Here is a 20857-nt window from a genome sequence, read left to right as displayed (position 1 = left end):
CAAATTTTAATTTCAATAATTTAAATTCCAAATTCCAATTTTAGTATTGGAATTTGGATTTTTTTTTATTTTCAAACCTGCATTTTGGGATTTAAAACGTGGTATAGTTGTTGAATTACAGGTGGTTATAAAAATTTATTTTATAAGTTATATAATTTTATATTTGTATTTGCGTTATTCCCATATAGGAACGCCACAAAACGAATGCTAAAACAATATGTTTTATTTTTAATGTTATTAGTTTGTACGGTTTCGTTCGGACAAATTGGAGGGCGTTACACCTATCAATTTCTAAATTTAACAGCATCTCCGCGTCAGGCAGCGCTAGGCGGAAAAAATATTACAATTTATGATGAAGATGTTAATCAGGCTATGTCTAATCCCGCAGTTTTAAACGAAGATATGGACAATCATCTAGCCTTAAATTATGGAAATTATTACGGAGAAGCTTCTTACGGAAGTGCTTCGTATGCTTATACTTATGACCGTCATGTGCAGACTTTCTACGCCGGAGTTAATTATATAAACTACGGATCTTTTGAAGGTTACGATGAAAACGGTCAGGCTACATCTGATTTTACCGGAAGTGAAGGTGCGTTGTCATTAGGATACGCTTATAATATCCCTTATACAGACCTGCATATTGGAGCTAATGTGAAGCTAATAACTTCAACTTTAGAAAGTTATAATTCGATTGGTGGTGCAATTGATGTGGGAATTATGTATGAAATTCCAAAAAATAATGTAAATTTGGCCTTGGTAATTCGTAATATTGGTACGCAGTTTACAACGTACTCAGGAATACAGGAAAATTTACCCTTTGAAATCACTGCTGGAGCTTCACAAGAATTAGAGCATGTTCCTATCCGCTGGCATCTTACTTTAGAGAATTTACAGCAATGGAATATATCTTTTTCGAATCCCGTTCGTGAAGAAACCAATATTGATGGATCAACAAGTAGTGAAAAAGTTTCGTTTGTTAATAATGCCTTGAGGCATGTCGTTTTTGGTGTAGAACTCTTCCCTAAAAAAGCAGTAAATCTGCGTTTAGGATATAATTTTAGAAGAGGAGAAGAATTACGTGTAGAAGAACAGCGTAATTTTTCAGGGATTTCATTAGGATTTGGATTAAAGATGAATAAGTTAAAGTTTAACTATTCATATTCCAGATACACATTGGCAGGGAATACAAGTCTTTTTGGTTTAATTTTAAATTTTCAGTAATTTATATGAAATTATTCAGTTTATTTTTGTTTATGACAGTAGGCGTTTTTACGGGTTCAAAACACTACTTCAAAGATGAATTTTCTATTACCAGTGTAGAAATCGAAAGAATTAACAACAGGGTAAGCGAAATTAGAAACATGAACATCGATCACAAATACAATACTAAAATTGCATTTTTGGTTGATATGAAAGTACCTTCAGGAAAAAATCGTTTTTTTGTTTACGATTTAGAGAAAAATGAAATTATAGACCAAGGCCTTGTAGCTCATGGTTCTGGCTCTGAAACGGGTATTAACGGAATGCTTAAATTTAGTAATGAACCTAATTCTAACTGCACTGCTCTTGGCAGATATGCAATAGGCAAAAATTATAAAGGTATTTTCGGGAAAGCATATAGATTAGCTGGTTTAGATGAAACGAATAATAATGCTTTAAAAAGAGCAATAGTATTACACTATTATTCTGCAGTTCCGTCTGAAGAGCAAGATTATTACATCAGCCGCAGTAAAGGATGTCCAATGGTCAGTGAAAAATTCTTTAAACGAATAGAAAAAATAATTGATAGTTCTAAGTCGAACATTATCTTGGATATTTATTACTAAAAAAACATTATTTAGAAAATTCTAAATAACATCTTAACAATACACTATTATTACAGAAAGCAGGATAACTTTCTGTAATAATAGTTTTTTTTTTGGCAAGATAACAGAAATTGAAAACATTACAATTTGATATCGTTATTGCTGTTTGAAGCATTCAATTTACAGAGAAAGATGTTACATTTGCAGTTATAATTTGGACTATTTGACTGTCGCATATATCATACTTATTTAGAAAATAAAAATTAAAACATAAAAAATTGAAAAAAATTACAATTGCTATCGACGGGTTTTCATCAACAGGAAAAAGCACTTTGGCAAAACAATTGGCAAAAGAACTTGAATATGTATATGTCGATACAGGAGCAATGTATCGTGCTGTGGCGTATTTTGCAATGCAGAATAAGTTTATAGGAACTGATTTTTTTGATAAAGTATCTTTGATTCAAGTACTTCCAAAAATTCAATTAGAGTTTAAATTTAATGCTGATTTAGGTTTTGCCGAAATGTACTTAAATGGCGAAAATGTTGAAAAACAAATTAGAACTATTGAGGTTTCTAATTTTGTGAGCAAAGTGGCAGAAGTTTCTGAAGTACGTGCAAAATTGGTTGAGCAGCAGCAGCAAATGGGAACTAATAAAGCAATTGTAATGGACGGCAGAGATATTGGAACTGTTGTTTTTCCTGATGCCGAACTTAAAATATTTATGACTGCCAGTGCCGAGACCCGTGCGCAGAGACGTTTTGATGAATTACAGCAAAAAGGCGATAATGTCTCTTACGAAGATGTTTTAAAAAATGTTATGGAGAGAGATTATATAGATACACACCGTGAAGATTCACCTCTCGTAATTGCAGATGATGCGATTGAGATTGATAATTCTTACTTAAATAAAGAAGAGCAATTTGCAGCTGTTTTAGAATTAGTAAATGATGTTGTTAAATTAGATTAATTTTTTGTAGATATTATTTTTAATGGTAGTTTTACGACTTCATTTTTACTAAAAAGACAATTTCATTATATGGGAATTAAAAACAGGTTAATCTTAATGAGCTTTCTTCAGTTTTTTGTTTGGGGAGCCTGGCTTATTACAATTGGGAATTATTGGTTTGGAACCAAAAATTGGGAAGGAACACAATTTGGTTTAGTATTTGGGACCATGGGAATTGCTTCTTTATTCATGCCTACATTAACCGGAATTATTGCCGACAGATGGGTAAATGCTGAAAAGCTTTATGGGATTTTGCATATTGTTTATGCAGCCGTTTTATTTGGAATTGCACACGTTACAACCCCGGATAATTTTATTCTTGTAATGCTTTTGGCAATGTGCTGTTATATGCCGACAATTGCTTTAAGTAACTCTATTTCTTATACTTCACTAAAATTAAACAATAAAAATATCGTAAAAGATTTTCCCCCAATTCGTGTTTGGGGAACTATCGGTTTTATTGTTGCTATGTGGATTACGAATTTAAGCGGGAGTAAAGCAACAGAATATCAGTTTTATATTGCCGGAATTGGCGCTTTAATTCTTGGGATTTATGCCTTTACACTGCCTAAATGTGAGCCGCAGCGTTTGATAAAAGAAAATGCAGCCTGGATAGAAACATTTGGATTAGAATCTTTTAAATTATTCTTGAATTACAAAATGGCTTTGTTCTTTGTTTTTTCTATGTTTTTAGGAGGAGCTCTTCAGTTAACAAATGCTTATGGAGATGTTTTTCTGGATGAGTTTAAACATTTTCCAAAATATGCAGATTCTTTCGTAATTAAATATTCTACTATTATTATGTCGATTTCTCAGGTTTCTGAAACATTATTTATTTTAGCGATTCCGTTTTTCTTAAGACGTTTCGGAATCAAACAAGTAATGCTTATCAGTATGCTGGCTTGGGTATTACGTTTTGGATTATTTGCTTTTGGAGATCCGGTAAATGGTTTATGGATGATTATTCTTTCTTGTATTGTGTACGGAATGGCATTTGATTTCTTTAATATTTCAGGTTCATTATTCGTAGAAAGCAATACCGATTCTAAAATTCGTTCCTCTGCACAAGGATTATTTATGATGATGACTAATGGAGTAGGGGCAGTTTTAGGAAGTTTAACTTCTGGCTGGGCTATTGATCGCTTTTTTACTAAATCATTCAACACAACGACAGAATTAGCTGGATTTTTACAAACCGATACATCAAATGAAAAAATGGCTGAATTTGTAAAAAGTCAAGGAAATTCTATTTCTGCAGACGGTGCTTTTTCAAATCCAGTTTTAATGAAAGACTGGCATACTATCTGGCTGTCTTTTGCATTGTATGCTTTGGTTATCGCAATTGCTTTTGCAATTTTATTTAAACATAAACATGATCCGAAGGAAATTGAGAATTTGAGTCATTAAATAAAAATATTATATCAAACCCAGCAGATTTTGTTGGGTTTGTTTTTTTTAATCAATGATTAAATTTATGAAATTTGAATTAGAATTTGATAAAGATGTTTACAATAAACAAATGGATTTATTGTTTGATCTTAATTGGAAAAAGAAAAAAGATTATTATAAAAATTCGCAATATCTTGGTTTAATCCTAATTATTATTGGAATTGTCTTAATTTATAAGAGACCCAATATATTTGGAATTGGTTATTGTTTTGTATTTTTCGGGCTGTCTAATCTGGTATCTTTTATATATTACTACTTCAAAATAAGATCTTTTTATAAAAGAATGGAAGATGTTAAGGTAAAGGAAATTAATGATTTTCATTATATAAAATATATGAATTTGGAATTTACAGAAGATGCATTGATAACAACTTCTGGAGATCATTTCAATCTTATTCAATGGTCAGAATTCATACACTATATTGTAAAAGAAAATAATTTGATCCTGATAACTAAAGATTATGAATCTTTTATTTTAGGCGAAATAGAAGTTGGTTTAGAAAATTTTGAAAAAATAACATCTTTTGTTAAGGTAAAGTTTGAGACTAAAAAAGAAAATGACTAAACCTTTGTCAAAGTTGATTGCGTACAGTAAACCCGACAGGTTTTTAAAACCTGTCGGGTTTACTGTATTGAAAACAATTGTCAGGCTGAGTGAAGTCGAAGCCTTTATCTCGGTAACAATGGGCTTCAACTTCGCTCAGCCTGACAAAAAATAAAGTTCATAAAAACTACTAAACGTCTGATTTAGCCCCGATAGAGCGGTTATCCTTTTTCTGGCTCCTTTAGACAGAAAAAGATAGCAGCGAAAGCGGGACTTTTGGTCTTGGAAAGGTTAAAATGTTCTGCTTCTGAACAATTGACTGATAATCATCTGGATTTATTTTGTAAGTACAAATATTTGTAGTAATTTTGCAGTCCTTTTGGCGAAGAAGAGTTTCCTTTAGGTATCAACTATTTATGTAAAACAACTTCTGTATTTTCTACTGCTTTATGAAACTCGAGAAAAACAGAATACAAATTTTTTATCAGCATGTCTGAACAAACAAAATCACAAGAAGAGTTTTTAGCGAATTTTAACTGGCATAACTTCCAAGAAGGAATTGATGCTGTTGACGAGAAAAACTTACAAGAATTCGAAGAACTAGTATCTAAAACTTTTATCGCTACAGATCAGGAAGAAGTAGTTGAAGGTGTAGTTGTTAGAATTACAGATAGAGACGTTATCGTTGATATCAACGCAAAATCGGAAGGTGTTATTTCTTTAAACGAATTCCGTTACAACCCAAACTTAAAAGTGGGTGACAAAGTAGAAGTATTAATTGATATCCGTGAGGATAAAACAGGTCAATTAGTATTATCTCACAGAAAAGCTCGTACTATTAAATCATGGGATAGAGTTATTGCTGCAAACGAAACAGGTGAAATCGTTAATGGTTTTGTAAAATGCAGAACTAAAGGTGGTATGATCGTTGACGTTTTTGGTATTGAAGCTTTCTTACCAGGTTCTCAAATTGACGTTAAGCCAATTAGAGACTACGATGTATATGTAAACAAAATGATGGAATTCAAAGTGGTAAAAATTAACCACGAATTCAAAAACGTTGTTGTATCTCATAAAGCGCTTATCGAGGCTGATATTGAAGTACAGAAAAAAGAAATCATCGGTCAATTACAAAAAGGACAAGTATTAGAAGGTGTTGTTAAAAACATTACTTCTTATGGTGTGTTCATTGACTTAGGTGGTGTTGACGGATTAATTCACATTACTGACCTTTCTTGGAGCAGAATTAACCACCCAAGTGAAGTTCTTGAATTAGACCAAAAATTAAACGTTGTAATCCTTGATTTCGATGATGAGAAAACAAGAATTCAATTAGGATTGAAACAATTAAACGCTCACCCATGGGATGCTTTAGATGCTAATTTAACAATTGGTGATAAAGTAAAAGGTAAAGTAGTTGTAATCGCTGATTACGGTGCATTTATCGAAGTTGCTGAAGGTGTTGAAGGTTTAATCCACGTTTCTGAAATGTCATGGTCAACTCACTTACGTTCTGCTCAGGACTTCGTGAAAGTTGGAGATGTTGTTGAGGCTGTTATCTTAACTCTTGACAGAGATGATCGTAAGATGTCATTAGGTATCAAACAATTAACTCAAGATCCATGGACTGACATTACTGCTAAATATCCAGTAGGTTCTAAACATACAGGTATCGTTAGAAACTTTACAAACTTTGGAATTTTCGTAGAATTAGAAGAAGGAATCGATGGATTAATTTACATCTCTGATCTTTCTTGGACTAAGAAAATCAAACACCCATCTGAATTTGTAAATGTTGGTGAAAAACTTGATGTAGTTGTATTAGAATTAGATGTTGAAGGACGTAAATTATCTTTAGGTCACAAACAAACTACTGCTAATCCTTGGGATCAATACGAAGATTCTTTCGCTGTAGGAACTATCCACAATGGTGAGATTTCTGAAATCGTTGACAAAGGAGCCACTGTAGAATTCGGAGATGATATCGTTGCTTTCATTCCTACTCGTCACCTTGAAAAAGAAGACGGAAAGAAATTGAAAAAAGGTGATACTGCTGATTTCAAAGTAATTGAATTTAACAAAGAATTCAAAAGAGTAGTTGCTTCTCACACTGCTATCTTCCGTGAAGAAGAAGAGAAAAATGTGAAAGCTGCTGTTGAAAATACTGCATCTGCATCTACAAACGCACCAGCTGCGACTTTAGGTGATAACAATGACGTATTAGCTGCTCTTAAAGCTAAAATGGAAAAAACTGAGAAAAAATAATTCTTAGATTTTTTATAAATAGAGAGTCCCACAGAAATGTGGGACTTTTTTTGTTCTTTTTGTTTTATGTTTGTCAGTTCGAGTCTCCAAAATTTTGAAAGAGAACTTGTATGCATTTCGACTTCGCTCAATGTGACAATAAAGGACTTCTTTCTGTAATTTATCTTATAATTTATTTTGAAGCTAATAATTTTAATTCTTCTGAGGTAAAATCATTGATAATAGCGTAAGTGTCAATTTTTGCAATTGTCATTTCATCTAAAATATCAACTAAATTACCATAGTTTGATTTTTTACTTGGTTTTATAATTACTATTGGGCCATTTTTTGGTTTTCCTATTGTTGTTGAGTATTCTAAAATCATTTTCTTTATATTGAAAAGTTCCTGACGAATTCCTTTTTTTCCAAATTCAATTTCTTTTGGTGAACCAATAGGTGATTGTAATAAACCGGAATAAGTAATTATTTTGTCATTTTTATCTAATATAATGGTGTAAATTCTTGTTACGTCAACACAGCCAGGAAGACAATCGTCACAATCGTTGTCAGGCAGGTTTAAATCCATAACTTTTGGTTTTGACAATTCGCCAACAAGCATGAAGAAGATAATTAATAAAAACGAAACGCTGACCATTGCAGTTAGATCAACTCTTGAACTTAATTTTTTACTTCTAATTTTTTGAGGAAGGCTTTTCATAGATTTTAGTATTAAGTTAATAAGGAAAATTATTTTGAAGCTAATAATTTTGTCTCTTCCGGAGTAAACTCATTTACAATTGCATAAGTGTCAATTTTTGCAATTGCCATTTCATCTAAAATCTCTACTAAATTTTTAAAGTTTGATTTTTTACTTGGTTTTATAATGACTTGGACTCCTTTTCCTGGTTTGCCTAATTGTGCAGAATAATCTAAAACCATTTTATTTCTTTTAAATAATTCTTCTCGAATTCCGTTTTTACCATATTCAACCTCTTTTGGAGCTTCAATAGGAGCAAATATTAAACCTGAATAAGTGATTATTTTATTATTATCATCTAAAAGAATTGTCATGTTACGATTTTCGTTTGGCATATTGCATTCACCAATTAGTCCACAACCTCCTCGATTGCCAAAATCATATTCCATAACTTTAGGTTTAGACAATTCACCAACGAGCATGAAAAATATAATCAGCAAAAAAGAAACACTGACCATTGCAGTTAAATCTACTCGAGAACTTAATTTTTTTCTTCTTACTTTTTTAGGTAAATTTTGCATAATAGATCATTTTATTTCTAAAAATAGTAATTATATTGAAATAAAATAAACTTTAAGATGAATATTTTTTATATAAATAATGGATGTGTTTTTACTGCATTAAGGGTGAAAATGAATTTATCTTTTAGCTGTTAAAGTACTTCCCGCAGAAGCAATTACAACACACACAACTGCCAAAATCTCATAAAAGTTTAAGCTTTCCTGTAGAAAGATAAACGCGCAGACAGAAGCCGCAGCCGGCTCCAAGCTCATTAAAATACTAAATGTACGGGGGGGAAGCTGACCCAAAGCTTTCATTTCTAAAGTAAAAGGAATTGCACTTGATAAAAGGGCAAGAGCAACACCCATTCCGAAGAGTTTTGGAGTTAGGTTTGCTAATCCGTTTTCGAGGAATCCGAAAGGTAAAATTAAGATTGCTGCAAATAGCATTCCGGTTGAAACAGCCTGACCACTATTCATTATTTTTGAAATCTTGCCGCCTAAAACTATATATGCTGCCCAAAGTGCACCGGCCAAAAGAGCAGATATAACTCCTAAAATATCTAGGCGATCGTTTGTCCACGGCGCTATTAAAACAATTCCCATTGCGGCAAGCAAAACCCAGCAATAATCTACCAAACGTCTTGAGCCTATAATTGCTACCAATAATGGACCGATAAACTCTAAAGTTACTGCCAAACCAATTGGAATTCTTTCTATTGCAAAATAAAAAATCAAATTCATTGCCCCCAATGACAAACCGTACGGAGTTACAATTTTCCATTGATCTGCCGTTATTGCTCTTAGATTTGGTCTGTAAGCCAATAATAAAATTAGTGCTGAAATACCAATACGTATAGATGCCGTTCCTGCCGCTCCAATTGCAGGGAAAAGTGTTTTTGCAATCGCAGCACCGCATTGTACACTAATAATCGCCAATAAAACTGCAGGAACAGGAGGAAGGTTGAATTCTTTATTTTTCATAAATGCAATATTGCAGAGAATAAAAACTATTATTTTCTGCTGTCTAAAACAAAAGTATTTTTAATTGATTATTATCCTAAAGCTCGTTTAGTAACATAAGCGCGATAGCCAATGACCGCCATTTGCCATTTTTTTGCTTTAGTAATATCTAAGCCTTGTTTTGTAAAACTTGGCAGAAGAATTTTATTTAGTTTGGCTAAAATTTTATACATGGCAGATTTATTTTTTCAAAGATATAAAAAAAGACTTTGTGAGTAACAAAGTCTTTTTTAGCTTTCAAAAATATAATTGATTTTATTGATTGAAGAGATGTTTAGGATTTTTTATTATTTTCCTTTTCCCATTTTTTTAAATCTTTTTCACGTTGTTTCATGTCTTTCTCAAACTGCTTCATATCTTTTTCATGCTGCTTCATGTCAAGTTGATGCTGTCTCATATCGTTTTCATATTGCTTTATGCTTCTTTCGTATTCTTTAGAATCTCTGCCATATTTAATTTGTACATCCTGATTGAATTTATCCATATCAAAATTGAATTTTTCCATTGCAATTTCATACTTCTCCATTTGTTTTTCAAAAATGGCTTCTCTCTGAGACATAATGTCTTCAATTTGTTTTTCGTAAGCAGAAAGATCTGGTTCAAAAGCTTCCATCTTTTTTTCAAACTCAGCCATGTCTTTTTCAAATTTAGCCCAAGCTGCTTTATCTTTTGGGCTTGCCGGAGCAACTGGCGGTTTTGGCATTTTAGACATATCAATAACTGGTGCAGGAGGCATTGGTCCTGTTGGGAAAACCGGAGCAATTGGTGCAGCAGGCGGAGCAGGAGGAACTGGCGAAGAACGGTCTTCTGGATTAGCATCAGAATCAAAGTTTATTACTGCAATATCGCGATTTTGAATTACTACTGGGTGATCTATTTGGTCATCAGTAACTAAACTCACACTTTTTGTACCTTCTTCATCTTTATCGATTACAATACTACAGTCTTTTAATGCTTTAGTACTGTTCATTTCAATAACCTGCACTTTACCCCTTTCTTTAACAACTTCAATTTTAATAGCAATTAGTTCATTATCTCTGTTTCTCTTTACATTTGAGATTTCTAAATCAACGTTATGTTCAGATTTTAGTTTCGCAGTTAAATCTTTTAATTCCTGATCTGTAGTCGATTTTGTAATTTTATAAACTTCACCATCCTGAATGATAGAGGCCAAAGCAGCTTTTTTGGTTTTTTCTTTAAGTTCTTTTTTCTCCTGCGCTATTGTTTTAATTTGAAACAAGAGAACAAATGCTCCAAGTGCCGGAATTATGGCGTAATATTTCCAGTAATTCCATTTTTTTGATTGATTTTTGTTTAACATAACAATTCGTTTTTTGATTAATGATTGATAAAAATGATTGGTGATTGCAACACATGTTTCATGTGTTGTTATTTTTAAGAGTGTGTATTGATACGCTTTTTTGTCTGATATTTTTTTGGCAGCCTCATTATCTGCAATGAATTCTAAATTTTGAAGAATTGCTTTTTTATAAAGCCAGATAATTGGGTTGAACCAAAATAGGATACAGAAAATTCTGGAAATTATTACGTCAACTGTATGATGTTGATCGCTGTGTACTTTTTCGTGTTCTAAAATACTTTCTAATTCAGACTCGCTGTACATTGATGAGTTGTATACGATATAATCAAAATAAGAAAATGGAGCAATGTTTTCTTCAACATCTACAAATTTGAAATCGGCCTGCTGTTCTACTTTTTTTCCTTTTAAAACCGAATTCAGACTATAAAAATCAATTCCGAATTTTATCATAAAAGCAGCAAACCCAAGTGCGTAAATACCTAATGAAACCAGATTCCAGTTTATTTCAAAAGATTCTTCTTCTGCAATTTGCGGATGATAATTTGGAATGTAGTGATAGTTCACAGCTGGTGCATAATCAACCGAAACCGGAACCGGATCAATCCAAACTACTTTTGTGTACACAACAAACGGCAAAACAATTGATGTTATCAAACCGGCAAGTAAAAACCATCTGCTGCTATTAAAGAAAGTCTCTTTTCGCAGTAAAAAAAAGTATGCAAAATAAAACAAAGCGATTAAACCACTTGATTTGACGATAAAAATGAAAAGTGCTTCCATAATGATTTATTTTCTTTGGTTTACTTTTTTTCGTTTGGATTTTCAATCATAGCCAGAATTTCGCGTAATTCATCTGCCGATATTTTTTCTTCTTTGGCAAAAAACGAAACCATATTTTTATAAGAGCTGTTGAAATAATTATCAATGGCCGTATTCATATACTTTTTACTGTAGGCTTCAAGAGTTACGGCCGGATAATATTGATGCGTGTTTCCAAAAGCATTATGCGACACAAAACCTTTTTCCTCCAGATTTCGAACTATAGTCGAAAGTGTATTATAATGCGGCTGATCTTCTGTGATTTCAGCCTGAATCTCTTTTACGAATGCTTTTTTGAGCTTCCATAAAATGTGCATTATTTCTTCTTCTTTGTTGGTTAGTTTTTGCATTTTTAGATTTTTAAAAAATTAGAAACGATTTTTTAATCACGAGTTTCGATCTCAATTACGCCGTTTGCGCCTTTTTCGCCGTATTTAGCTATCGCCTCAACTCCTTTGTAAACACTTACAGATTCAATTTTTTTTGTATCAATATCATTAACATCAAAACTGCGGGGCATTTCTTTTCCGTCAACAATTACAAGACTTTCTAATACTTTGTTAGCGGCTTTTGTTTCGTTCGAAATGGCAATAACAGAACCATTGGTGGTCGTAATTACTTTAGTATTAATCTTGTTATCTGTATCAATAGTTACAGTAGTGCTAATATTTGTGTTAGCATTACTATTAGTTTTTGTACTAGTATTAGTATTATCGTTAACATTGGTATCAATTTTAGTGGTTAATTTTTTGCTTACTACAGTTTTTGAATCGGCATTAGTTTTACAATTATCGTTTTTAGCAGCGTTTAGTGAGCTGATTTTTTTGCTAACTGCAATTTTAGAAATATTTGCTTCGTCAGAAGTTTGAATACCTACGTTTTTTTTGCCCTTTTTATCTGTTATTACAATTACTCCAAAATCTTTAATAGTATGATCTCCTGCTGTTTGAATTGATTGCGCCAGCTGAGTACCATTTTTGATGGCAACTTTAATTGAAGTTAAATTGTTTTCAGCATTTCTTTTTACATCAGAAACTTCAAAATCTACATTGTGAATTGATTTTAATTTTTCTTTGATTTCTTTCAGTTCTGCATCTGTAGAGTTTTTCTTGATTCTGTAAACATCCACAGATTCTATTTCCCCGGAAACTTCTTTTACAGCCTGCTGTTTCTCTTTTGCAACTACTTCAGCCTGAAATAGCAAAACAAAAGCTCCAAGTGCCGGAATTACAACATAGTATTTCCAGGAATTTCGCCTTTTTGATTGATTTTTGTTTAACATGACAATTCGTTTTTTGATTAATGATTGATAAAAATGATTGGTAATGGCAACACAGCTTTCGTGTGTTGTTATTTTTAAAAGCGTGTATTGATAGGCTTTTTTATCTGATAATTTTTTAGCTGCTTCTTTATCTGCAATGAATTCTAAATTCTGGGTAATCGCTTTTTTATAAAGCCATATAACAGGATTGAACCAAAAAAGCATACAAAAAGCTCGCGATATCAAAACATCAACCGTATGATTTTGATCGCTGTGTACTTTTTCATGTTCAATTATATTTTCTAATTCTGCCGGCGTATACATTGATGAGTTGTATACGATATATTCAAAATAAGAGAAAGGAGCAATATTTTCGTTTGTATCAATGAATTTAAAATCAGCCTGCTGATGAACTTTTTTTCCTTTTAAAACAGAATTTAAACTGTAAAAATCCATTGCAAATTTTGTCAGAAAAACTAAAAGCCCAATACAATAAACAGACAGCATAACATATAGCCAATTTATTTCAAAAGTTTTGTTTTCAATATTTTGAACAAGATTTGTGTCTGAGAAATTTAAATTTGGAATAGGAGCAGGGTTTATCCAAACAACTTTAGTATAAACTACAAAAGGCAGTATAACTGAGGTAATTAAACCAGTAAGAAGGAACCACCTGTTACTAGTAAAGAAAGTTTCTTTTCGAAGTAAAAAATAATAGGCACAGTAAAATAATGTAACTAAGCCGGCCGATTTTGCGATATAAACAAATATTGATTCCATAACTATCATTTTTCTTCGTTTACTTTTTGCCTTTATTTATTGTCTTTTGGGTTTTCGATCATAGCCAGAATTTCACGCAATTCATCTGCAGAAATTTTTTCTTCTTTAGCAAAAAACGAAACCATATTTTTATAAGAGCTGTTGAAATAATTGTCAATAGCAGTTTTCATATATTTTTTGCTGTACGCTTCAAGAGTTACTGTTGGATAATATTGATGGGTATTTCCAAAAGCATTATGCGCCACAAAACCTTTTTCTTCAAGATTTCGAACAATTGTAGAAAGCGTATTGTAATGCGGCTGGTCTTCCGTTATCTCTGCCTGAATTTCTTTTACGAATGCTTTTTTAAGCTTCCATAAAATCTGCATTATTTCTTCTTCTTTGTTGGTTAACTTTTGCATGTTTTCTAATTTTAATCCAAACCTACAACTATTTTTTTAGTTACACAACTATAAATATAGTTATTTAACTAAAAATTTCGTTTTTAATAAATAAAAAGCATAAAAAAGTTATTCAGAATCAAAGTTAATGATTTGAATTTTAATGATTTATGTAGTATTTAGAAATTATTTATTTTTCTCCAGAAGTAATGCTTTTCTAATCCAAAGACAGCAGAGAGTGGCAAATATTCCTATGGAAGCCATAAAAAGCCAGTTGCTTTGATAACCAAAATTGTCAGCAATACCGAAACCAGCTTTAGTACTAAAAATATGGGCTAAACTGAAACTCATCGTATACAAAGCCATATAACGACCTTCCTGACCACGCGGAGCGCGGCTTAATGCAAATGCATTCGAAAACGGAAAGGTTAGGATTTCTCCAATTGAAATACAAATCATGCTGATAACCAAAATTCCAGCCCAAACATTAATTAACAATAAGAAGAAGCTAAATGCCATTACAAATGATCCTATAATTATGATCCTGATTTTAGGAAAACCTTTTCTTTCCATAAAGCCAACAGTTGGCATTTCTAAAGCAAAAATCAAAAGTCCGTTTAAAGTCATTAAAAGCCCGGTTTGAAATTCGTTTAAACCATATTGTTTATGATGATATAAAGGTAAAGTGGTAAAAAGCTGAAAGAAAATCATTGCCGTTATAAAACTCACAAATAAGAAAACCCAGAATATTTTATCGTGAAATACTGATTTTACATTTGTTACACTTTCAGTTTTATCACCATGATCGACTTTTTTCTTTTCTTTAACTAGCAATGCAAAAATCGATATAGAAAGAATACATGAAGCTCCGTCAACCCAAAATAAACCAGAATACCCCATTCCCATAATAATCAAACCGCCAAGAGCCGGCCCGGCAGCAAACCCTAAATTTACGGCAAGACGAACAAGTGTTAAGGCACGTGTTCTGTTTTCAGGTTTTGCATAAGCACCAAGAGACACAAACATTGCTGGTCGAAACATATCGGCAATTGTCATTAATACAAACATTCCGATGCATAATCCCCAAAACGACGTTAGAAACTGTACAAGAAACATTGAAATTCCAGTTGTAAATAAACTAAAAATCATGATTTTGTAGAATCCTATTTTATCTGAAAGTTTTCCGCCCAGCCATGAACCAAGCATTGATCCCAAACCAAATGAAACCATAATCCAGCTTACCTGACTTAATGAAAAATGTAAATCTTCATTTAAATATTTAGATAAAAAAGGCAGTACCATTGTACCCGCACGATTTATGAAAGTAATCAATGTAAGTATCCAAATTTCTCTTGTAAATCCCCTAAAATTGTTGAAGTAATGGTTTGCGGCAGTTTTGAGCATTATAATTATTGTATTTGCCACAAAGTTAGGAAACTTTGTAACGTACAACGGTTGTTGCTTTGTTACTTTTAAACTATTTTTGCATAAAATTCCAAAGATGAAAAATTCTATTGTCCTTATTTTGCTTCTGGCTTTTAGTTTTGGCTTTAGCCAAAGTAAATTTAGCAAGAGTGAAGCCGAAAAATTTCAAAAGCAAATTAACTCAGAATATGCTGATGCTAAGACAAGTCCGTTAATGGAAGAAGATTTAAAGACATTTAAAACTTTAGATTTTTACCCAATTGATGGAAAATATTTTGTGAACGCAAAATTTGAAAAAGCAGTCAATGAAAAAGTTTTCGAAATGAAAACTACCGGAACAAGAACACCACAATATATAAAATACGGCACATTATCCTTTACTATAAATGGCGTTCAAATGAAGTTGAACGTTTACAGAAACATAGAACTTTCTAAACAAAAAGAATACAAAGATCATTTATTCCTTCCTTTTTCAGATTTAACCTGTGGTAAAGAAAGCTATATAGGCGGAAGATATATCGATTTAAAAATTCCTAAAGGAAAAACAATTGCAGTCGATTTCAATCAGGCATATAACCCTTATTGCGCTTATAATCATAAATATTCATGTCCGCTTGTTCCACTGGAAAATGATTTAAAAGTTGAGATTAAAGCAGGAGTGAAAACCTTTCACTAATGGATTTTTTTAATTTTCATACCCATCAATTTACAAATCAATCTAATGTATTAGAATTGGTCAATCAATATCCGCAGGAATTTGATTCGGCGATTCCGTTTTATTCCATCGGAATTCATCCGTGGCGTATTAAGGAAAATGAAATTGATCTAGAATTGAAAATTATTGAAGATAAACTGCAAAGCAAAAATTGTCTGGCAATAGGCGAATGTGGTTTAGACAAACGAATCGAAATTCCGTTAGAACTGCAGATTACAGTTTTTGAAAAACAACTGGCTTTAGCCGAAAAATATAAAAAACCAGTTGTGATTCATTGCGTTGCCGCTTTTCAGGAAGTGACAGCAATAAAAAAGAAATTAAAAATTTCAGTTCCGATGATTATTCACGGTTTTTCAAAAAATAACCAGCTTGCTGAACAATTAATTAAAGATGGATTTTATATTTCTTTCGGAAAATATCTATTGAGAAATCCCGATTTAAAAACCGTTTTTCAGAATATTCCAAACGATCGTTTTTTTCTGGAAACTGATACAATTGAAGAGAATATACAACAGGTTTATGATTTAGCATCAGAATATAAAAATATCACAATTAAAGAATTACAGGACATTATCTCAAGTAATTTTAAAAGAGTGTTTGGTGAAAAAAGTGATTAGTAATTAGTAAAAAGTAAATAGTGAAATGAGTTGTCACCCTGAGCGAAGTCGAAGGGCGTTCCAATTGGACGGGGCTTCGACTTCGCTCAGCCTGACAAACAGTGAAACTTGAAACAAAAAATAAAAAAACAAAAAATATAATATGGCAGAGTGGACAGAAAGAGCCGAGCTTTTATTTACAAAAGAAGGATTAGAAAATTTGCGCAATGCAAATGTATTAGTAGTTGGTTTAGGCGGTGTTGGATCGTTTGCAGCTGAATTTTTAGCAAGAGCCGGAGTAGGAAACATGACAATTGTAGATGGTGATGTTGTAGATATTACAAACATTAACAGACAATTACCAGCTTTGCATTCTACTGTTGGAGAAGCAAAAATTAAAATTGTAGGTGATCGTTTAATGGATATTAATCCAGAATTGAAACTTACCCGCGTTCAGGAATTTTTATCTCCGGAAAGGGCTTTTGAAATCGTTTCTCCAGAGTTTGATTATGTTTTAGACTGCATTGATAGTATTACTCCAAAACTAAATTTAATTATTGCGGCAAAACGCAAAAGAGTAAAAATTATCAGTAGTATGGGAGCAGGAGGAAAGATGCTGGCTTCTAAAGTAAAAGTAGGTGATATTTCTAAAACTATAAACTGCTATTTTTCAAAAGCAATCCGTAAGAGATTAAAGGCTGTAAAAATCAACAAATTAAAAGTTGTTTTTTCATCTGAAATCCAAAATGAAAATAGCTTAAAATTAACCGACGGAAAAAACTTTAAAAAATCTTTCTACGGAACAAACAGCTACATGCCGGGATTATTCGGTCTTCACGCTGCAGAAACCGTGATTCGTTATTTACTTAAAAAAGAGTAGAAGGTTTTGTTTAAAGTTTCAGGTTTCACGTTCGAAACGAAGTAAACTTTGTAAAAGTTACTGCCAGCACTTAAAACATGAAACAAAGAAAACCCGAAACAAAAACTTAGAATCTTAGCATCTCAGAACCTTAGAACCTAAAAAAAAATGATTAAAACAGTAATTTTTGATATGGACGGCGTAATTGTCGATACAGAACCCGTTCATCGTTATGCATACTACAAGCAGTTTTCAGAATTAAATATTGAAGTTCCAGAGGAAATGTATACTTCGTTTACCGGATTTTCGACGCGAAATACTTTCCAGAGTTTAAAAGGCTTTTTTCCAACAATTGAGCACGAAGTGGAAGATTTGATTCAAAGAAAAAGAAATATTTTTAACGATGCTTTTGATACTAAAGAAGACCTTTATCTTTTAGATGGGGTTGAAGATTTAATTAAGGATTTATACGCAAACGGAATTCAGTTAATTTTAGCTTCTTCTGCTTCAAAAGTTACTATCGAGCGTGTATTTACAAGATTTAATCTTCATCAGTATTTTTCTCATATTGTGAGCGGTGAAGATTTTCCGCAGTCTAAACCAAACCCGGCTATTTTTATTCATGCAGCTTCTTTATCAATTGCTCCAAAAGAGGAATGTGTTATTATTGAAGACAGCACAAATGGTGTAAAAGCTGCAAAAGCTGCCGGAATTTATTGTGTGGGTTACAACAGCATTCATTCTAACCTTCAGGACTTAGCAGAAGCAGATATTGTAATCAATCATTTTAGCGAATTGAATGCGCAAAAAATATCACAGATTAACACTTGAATTAAGTAAAATTTAACATTTGTTAGATAATTGAATTTGTAAATTTGAAGAAACCAAATAAACATTTATAATGAAAAAATTACTTATTGCATTAGCCATTGTTTTGGCGCCTTTTGCTGCTGAAGCACAAGTAAGAACGCCGCAAGCGAGTCCAAAAGCATATATCAAACAAACAGTGGGTTTAACGGATGTTGAAGTTACGTATTCAAGACCGGGAGCCAGAGGAAGAGCTGTTTTTGGAAATTTAGTTCCGTTTGGTAAACTTTGGAGAACAGGAGCCAATGAAAACACCGTTATTAATTTTAGTGATGATGTTGTAATTGACGGTAAAACTTTGAAAAAAGGAAAATATGCAATTTATACAATTCCTAAAATTGAAAGCTGGGAAGTTATTTTTTATCTTTCTACAGACAACTGGGGATTACCTGAAAACTGGAATGATGCGTATGTTGTTTTAAGAACTACCGTTAAAGAAAATGCTCTGCCAACTCCAGTTGAAACTTTTACAATTGGTATTAATGGTTTAGATCAAAACTTTGGTTATTTAGAAATGGCTTGGGAAAACTCTCATATTGCTTTAAAATTTGAAGTTCCTACTGCTAAAACAGCAATTGCAAGTATCGAAAAAACATTAGCAGGACCAACATGGAATGACTATTATGCTGCATCTCAATATTTATTTTCTTCAAACGGGAATTTAGATACTGCAAAAATCTATGTTGATAAAGCATTAGATATGAGTACTGATAAACCTTATTATGTTTCAAGATTAAAATCATTAATCCAGGCAAAACAAGGTGACAAAAAAGGTGCTGTTGAAACTGCTAAAATTTCATTGGCAGCTGCAGAAGCTGCAAACAATCAGGATTATGTAAAAATGAATAAAGACAGTATCGCTGAGTGGAGCAGATAGTTTCTTGAAAATTTCAATATAAAAATTCCAAAATCCAAAGCTTTACAGCTTTGGATTTTTTTTGCCATTTCGAGGAATGATAAAATTGTGCGAAATTTTGGTATTTGGAATTTAAAAATTGGAATTTCTAATTCATACTAGGCGGCTCAGGAATTTTGACTTTTCTCTTTATTTTCTTTACAATTAAAAGATAAAAAGTAATACCTCCTAAAATTATAAGCAAGGCAATTTGAAGCTGGCCTAAACTATTGTTTTTACTGTACATTTTATTTGCACTTGCCAGTTTAGCTTTTCCTTCCTTAATCTGAATTTGAGATAAAGATTCTAAAGTTTTTAAAGCTTGTGCGCTCGAATAGGCAATTTTATTCCAGTTTTTGTTTTCGACTTGTTTATTGATTTCTTTACAAGAACCTAAAAAAGCATCAAAATGCTGTTTTTCGTTATTGGTCAAAACTGTTTTGGCGTACAAATCGTCAATATTGTGGATGATGTTTAAAGTATGAATGATTTCATCTTTTTTAATATTATCGCTTAAATTTAGTTTTTCGGCCTCGGCTTTTATAAAATGAAGCTGCTTTGAATATTGAAAAATATAATGTGCAACAACCAATCGATCCTTATAAATTGCATTGATATTGTCGTTAACATTTTTAGAATTTCGAAGCGTATTGAAGTTTCCCAATAAAATTATCAGCATTACAATCAACAAGACAAAAGCTGCTTTGGTTTTATTGCTGTATTTTTTATGGTCTCTCATCGTGTTCTCTATTTAAGAAGTGCTTTCTCAAAGATAGAGATTTGTTTAGATTTTGCATCGCTTTTCGATTTGAAAAAACTAAAGAGTCGTAATCTTTGTCAAAGTCAGAGATGCAATTTTTAAAACCAGAAAAATTTATTTTACAAATTCTAATATATTTTTCAATGTTTCTGCCTGCTGCTGTTCGCGGGAAATTCTTGCCGAATTATCACCAAATTGAAATCCATAATAACCAAACTGAGCATGATTTGCACCTTCTATTTTTACAAATTTTGTACTTTCCGGGAGTTTAGATTTGTTTTTTAGAATAGTTTTTTCATCAGCAACTCCATCATCTGAGCCGTAAATTTTTAAGATTGGTATTCTACTGTCTGCTATAGAAATATCTCTGGGATGTGTGGTTCCAATTAATATTAATTTATCAATTAAACCAGGGTTTTCATAAACAAATTGAGCTGCCATTTTACCACCTTGTGAATGCCCTGCCAAAATATATTCTATATTTTTATCGTCTAACAATCCAAGTTCTTTGGGTAATTTATAGCCGTTAGAAGCCAGCCTCCAAGGCATTTTAATCAAATAAACTTTTAGTCCGTTTTCTGAAATTTGTCTGCATAAAGGAACATAAGCTTTTGGATCGACCATTGCACCGGGATAAAAAAATAAAACTTTATCTGTTTTAATTTTCGGCTCAAACAAAAAATAGTTTTCGTTGTTTACTACTTTGATTTTAGCATTGTCTTTTAAATACAAATTTAAAACTCCCTGTGATTGATAAGAATAAACCAGCCAGATTGTAAATGACATAGCAATAAAAAACCATATTCGTTTGATTATTCTTAGAATTGGTTTTTTCTTTTTCATA

22 protein-coding genes are annotated in these 20857 nt (G+C 32.1%); 11 read left to right on the top strand and 11 right to left on the bottom strand.

The annotated features are described in order from the left end of the window. Nucleotides 1-204 precede the first annotated feature (204 nt). The 6 genes from porQ to rpsA all read left to right on the top strand — a co-directional run bounded on the left by porQ (nucleotide 205) and on the right by rpsA (nucleotide 7076). The gene (porQ, locus tag AABD74_RS16805) at nucleotides 205-1224 is read left to right on the top strand and encodes a type IX secretion system protein PorQ (protein WP_406843638.1); all 1020 of its coding nucleotides are present in this window, start codon (nucleotides 205-207) and stop codon (nucleotides 1222-1224) included. Between the two features lie 5 nt (nucleotides 1225-1229). Beyond that, complete coding sequence (locus AABD74_RS16800; RefSeq protein WP_232677858.1) at nucleotides 1230-1829, top strand: murein L,D-transpeptidase catalytic domain-containing protein; 600 nt, start codon at nucleotides 1230-1232, stop codon at nucleotides 1827-1829. A gap of 257 nt (nucleotides 1830-2086) precedes the next feature. Then, nucleotides 2087-2779: a (d)CMP kinase gene (gene cmk / locus AABD74_RS16795; RefSeq protein ID WP_232677869.1), complete on the top strand. Its 693-nt coding sequence runs from the start codon at nucleotides 2087-2089 to the stop codon at nucleotides 2777-2779. A gap of 69 nt (nucleotides 2780-2848) precedes the next feature. Then, nucleotides 2849-4225 (top strand): nucleoside permease, encoded by a 1377-nt coding sequence (locus tag AABD74_RS16790; protein WP_232677871.1) that lies wholly within the window; start codon nucleotides 2849-2851, stop codon nucleotides 4223-4225. A gap of 67 nt (nucleotides 4226-4292) precedes the next feature. Then, nucleotides 4293-4832, top strand: a complete 540-nt coding sequence (locus tag AABD74_RS16785) for a hypothetical protein (protein WP_406843637.1) — start codon at nucleotides 4293-4295, stop codon at nucleotides 4830-4832. Between the two features lie 468 nt (nucleotides 4833-5300). After that, on the top strand, nucleotides 5301-7076 hold the full coding sequence (gene rpsA, locus AABD74_RS16780) for a 30S ribosomal protein S1 (RefSeq protein ID WP_232677875.1): 1776 nt from the start codon (nucleotides 5301-5303) through the stop codon (nucleotides 7074-7076). A gap of 172 nt (nucleotides 7077-7248) precedes the next feature. Here rpsA and AABD74_RS16775 read toward each other — a convergent pair whose 3' ends face one another. The 9 genes from AABD74_RS16775 to AABD74_RS16735 all read right to left on the bottom strand — a co-directional run bounded on the left by AABD74_RS16775 (nucleotide 7249) and on the right by AABD74_RS16735 (nucleotide 15321). Next, complete coding sequence (locus AABD74_RS16775; protein ID WP_406843636.1) at nucleotides 7249-7773, bottom strand: ExbD/TolR family protein; 525 nt, start codon at nucleotides 7771-7773, stop codon at nucleotides 7249-7251. A 29-nt stretch (nucleotides 7774-7802) separates the two neighbouring features. Beyond that, nucleotides 7803-8333, bottom strand: coding sequence for an ExbD/TolR family protein (locus tag AABD74_RS16770; RefSeq protein ID WP_406843635.1), 531 nt, complete (start codon nucleotides 8331-8333; stop codon nucleotides 7803-7805). Between the two features lie 117 nt (nucleotides 8334-8450). Next, nucleotides 8451-9296 (bottom strand): DMT family transporter, encoded by an 846-nt coding sequence (locus tag AABD74_RS16765; RefSeq protein ID WP_232677880.1) that lies wholly within the window; start codon nucleotides 9294-9296, stop codon nucleotides 8451-8453. A 71-nt stretch (nucleotides 9297-9367) separates the two neighbouring features. Then, a complete protein-coding gene (locus tag AABD74_RS16760; protein ID WP_232677881.1) occupies nucleotides 9368-9508 on the bottom strand; it encodes an SsrA-binding protein in 141 nt (46 codons plus the stop codon). 101 nt (nucleotides 9509-9609) lie between these two features. Next, nucleotides 9610-11436, bottom strand: a complete 1827-nt coding sequence (locus AABD74_RS16755; RefSeq protein ID WP_406843634.1) for a M56 family metallopeptidase — start codon at nucleotides 11434-11436, stop codon at nucleotides 9610-9612. Nucleotides 11437-11456: 20 nt separating this feature from the next. Beyond that, the gene (locus AABD74_RS16750) at nucleotides 11457-11825 is read right to left on the bottom strand and encodes a BlaI/MecI/CopY family transcriptional regulator (RefSeq protein WP_406843633.1); all 369 of its coding nucleotides are present in this window, start codon (nucleotides 11823-11825) and stop codon (nucleotides 11457-11459) included. 32 nt (nucleotides 11826-11857) lie between these two features. Next, entirely contained in the window at nucleotides 11858-13516 is a 1659-nt protein-coding gene (locus tag AABD74_RS16745) for a M56 family metallopeptidase (protein WP_406843632.1), read from the bottom strand. A 32-nt stretch (nucleotides 13517-13548) separates the two neighbouring features. After that, nucleotides 13549-13917: a BlaI/MecI/CopY family transcriptional regulator gene (locus AABD74_RS16740; protein ID WP_053474181.1), complete on the bottom strand. Its 369-nt coding sequence runs from the start codon at nucleotides 13915-13917 to the stop codon at nucleotides 13549-13551. A 165-nt stretch (nucleotides 13918-14082) separates the two neighbouring features. After that, on the bottom strand, nucleotides 14083-15321 hold the full coding sequence (locus tag AABD74_RS16735; protein ID WP_369010193.1) for an MDR family MFS transporter: 1239 nt from the start codon (nucleotides 15319-15321) through the stop codon (nucleotides 14083-14085). A gap of 76 nt (nucleotides 15322-15397) precedes the next feature. Here AABD74_RS16735 and AABD74_RS16730 point away from each other — a divergent pair, with 76 nt between their 5' ends. The 5 genes from AABD74_RS16730 (at nucleotide 15398) to AABD74_RS16710 (ending at nucleotide 19235) form a co-directional block, all read left to right on the top strand. Further along, the gene (locus tag AABD74_RS16730; RefSeq protein WP_406843631.1) at nucleotides 15398-15997 is read left to right on the top strand and encodes a DUF1684 domain-containing protein; all 600 of its coding nucleotides are present in this window, start codon (nucleotides 15398-15400) and stop codon (nucleotides 15995-15997) included. Further along, the gene (locus AABD74_RS16725) at nucleotides 15997-16653 is read left to right on the top strand and encodes a TatD family hydrolase (protein WP_406843630.1); all 657 of its coding nucleotides are present in this window, start codon (nucleotides 15997-15999) and stop codon (nucleotides 16651-16653) included. The genes AABD74_RS16730 and AABD74_RS16725 overlap by 1 nt, the downstream gene beginning before the upstream one ends. A gap of 142 nt (nucleotides 16654-16795) precedes the next feature. Next, nucleotides 16796-17512, top strand: coding sequence for a ThiF family adenylyltransferase (locus AABD74_RS16720; RefSeq protein ID WP_406843629.1), 717 nt, complete (start codon nucleotides 16796-16798; stop codon nucleotides 17510-17512). 147 nt (nucleotides 17513-17659) lie between these two features. Then, nucleotides 17660-18322 (top strand): HAD family hydrolase, encoded by a 663-nt coding sequence (locus tag AABD74_RS16715; RefSeq protein ID WP_406843628.1) that lies wholly within the window; start codon nucleotides 17660-17662, stop codon nucleotides 18320-18322. A gap of 70 nt (nucleotides 18323-18392) precedes the next feature. Then, nucleotides 18393-19235, top strand: coding sequence for a DUF2911 domain-containing protein (locus AABD74_RS16710; protein ID WP_232677907.1), 843 nt, complete (start codon nucleotides 18393-18395; stop codon nucleotides 19233-19235). Between the two features lie 127 nt (nucleotides 19236-19362). On the opposite strand, the gene AABD74_RS16705 is transcribed toward AABD74_RS16710, so the two are convergent. Further along, complete coding sequence (locus AABD74_RS16705; protein ID WP_232677910.1) at nucleotides 19363-19992, bottom strand: MCP four helix bundle domain-containing protein; 630 nt, start codon at nucleotides 19990-19992, stop codon at nucleotides 19363-19365. 135 nt (nucleotides 19993-20127) lie between these two features. Further along, a complete protein-coding gene (locus AABD74_RS16700) occupies nucleotides 20128-20856 on the bottom strand; it encodes an alpha/beta hydrolase (RefSeq protein ID WP_406843627.1) in 729 nt (242 codons plus the stop codon). Nucleotide 20857 lies beyond the last annotated feature (1 nt).

The sequence above is a fragment of the Flavobacterium soyae genome, assembly GCF_045348165.1.
Taxonomy (GTDB): Bacteria; Bacteroidota; Bacteroidia; order Flavobacteriales; family Flavobacteriaceae; genus Flavobacterium; species Flavobacterium soyae.
The sequence above is the reverse complement of the archived record's forward strand: the minus strand, read 5'-3'. Positions and strand labels throughout refer to the sequence as shown.

What these genes read in the sequence shown, in the direction of transcription:
- porQ (WP_406843638.1), top strand. Translation starts at nt 205, where the DNA reads ATGCTAAAACAATATGTTTTATTTTTAATGTTATTAGTTTGTACGGTT.
- AABD74_RS16800 (WP_232677858.1), top strand. Translation starts at nt 1,230, where the DNA reads ATGAAATTATTCAGTTTATTTTTGTTTATGACAGTAGGCGTTTTTACG.
- AABD74_RS16790 (WP_232677871.1), top strand. Translation starts at nt 2,849, where the DNA reads ATGGGAATTAAAAACAGGTTAATCTTAATGAGCTTTCTTCAGTTTTTT.
- AABD74_RS16785 (WP_406843637.1), top strand. Translation starts at nt 4,293, where the DNA reads ATGAAATTTGAATTAGAATTTGATAAAGATGTTTACAATAAACAAATG.
- rpsA (WP_232677875.1), top strand. Translation starts at nt 5,301, where the DNA reads ATGTCTGAACAAACAAAATCACAAGAAGAGTTTTTAGCGAATTTTAAC.
- AABD74_RS16775 (WP_406843636.1), bottom strand. Translation starts at nt 7,773, where the DNA reads ATGAAAAGCCTTCCTCAAAAAATTAGAAGTAAAAAATTAAGTTCAAGA.
- AABD74_RS16770 (WP_406843635.1), bottom strand. Translation starts at nt 8,333, where the DNA reads ATGCAAAATTTACCTAAAAAAGTAAGAAGAAAAAAATTAAGTTCTCGA.
- AABD74_RS16765 (WP_232677880.1), bottom strand. Translation starts at nt 9,296, where the DNA reads ATGAAAAATAAAGAATTCAACCTTCCTCCTGTTCCTGCAGTTTTATTG.
- AABD74_RS16760 (WP_232677881.1), bottom strand. Translation starts at nt 9,508, where the DNA reads ATGTATAAAATTTTAGCCAAACTAAATAAAATTCTTCTGCCAAGTTTT.
- AABD74_RS16755 (WP_406843634.1), bottom strand. Translation starts at nt 11,436, where the DNA reads ATGGAAGCACTTTTCATTTTTATCGTCAAATCAAGTGGTTTAATCGCT.
- AABD74_RS16750 (WP_406843633.1), bottom strand. Translation starts at nt 11,825, where the DNA reads ATGCAAAAACTAACCAACAAAGAAGAAGAAATAATGCACATTTTATGG.
- AABD74_RS16745 (WP_406843632.1), bottom strand. Translation starts at nt 13,516, where the DNA reads ATGGAATCAATATTTGTTTATATCGCAAAATCGGCCGGCTTAGTTACA.
- AABD74_RS16740 (WP_053474181.1), bottom strand. Translation starts at nt 13,917, where the DNA reads ATGCAAAAGTTAACCAACAAAGAAGAAGAAATAATGCAGATTTTATGG.
- AABD74_RS16730 (WP_406843631.1), top strand. Translation starts at nt 15,398, where the DNA reads ATGAAAAATTCTATTGTCCTTATTTTGCTTCTGGCTTTTAGTTTTGGC.
- AABD74_RS16725 (WP_406843630.1), top strand. Translation starts at nt 15,997, where the DNA reads ATGGATTTTTTTAATTTTCATACCCATCAATTTACAAATCAATCTAAT.
- AABD74_RS16720 (WP_406843629.1), top strand. Translation starts at nt 16,796, where the DNA reads ATGGCAGAGTGGACAGAAAGAGCCGAGCTTTTATTTACAAAAGAAGGA.
- AABD74_RS16715 (WP_406843628.1), top strand. Translation starts at nt 17,660, where the DNA reads ATGATTAAAACAGTAATTTTTGATATGGACGGCGTAATTGTCGATACA.
- AABD74_RS16710 (WP_232677907.1), top strand. Translation starts at nt 18,393, where the DNA reads ATGAAAAAATTACTTATTGCATTAGCCATTGTTTTGGCGCCTTTTGCT.
- AABD74_RS16705 (WP_232677910.1), bottom strand. Translation starts at nt 19,992, where the DNA reads ATGAGAGACCATAAAAAATACAGCAATAAAACCAAAGCAGCTTTTGTC.
- AABD74_RS16700 (WP_406843627.1), bottom strand. Translation starts at nt 20,856, where the DNA reads ATGAAAAAGAAAAAACCAATTCTAAGAATAATCAAACGAATATGGTTT.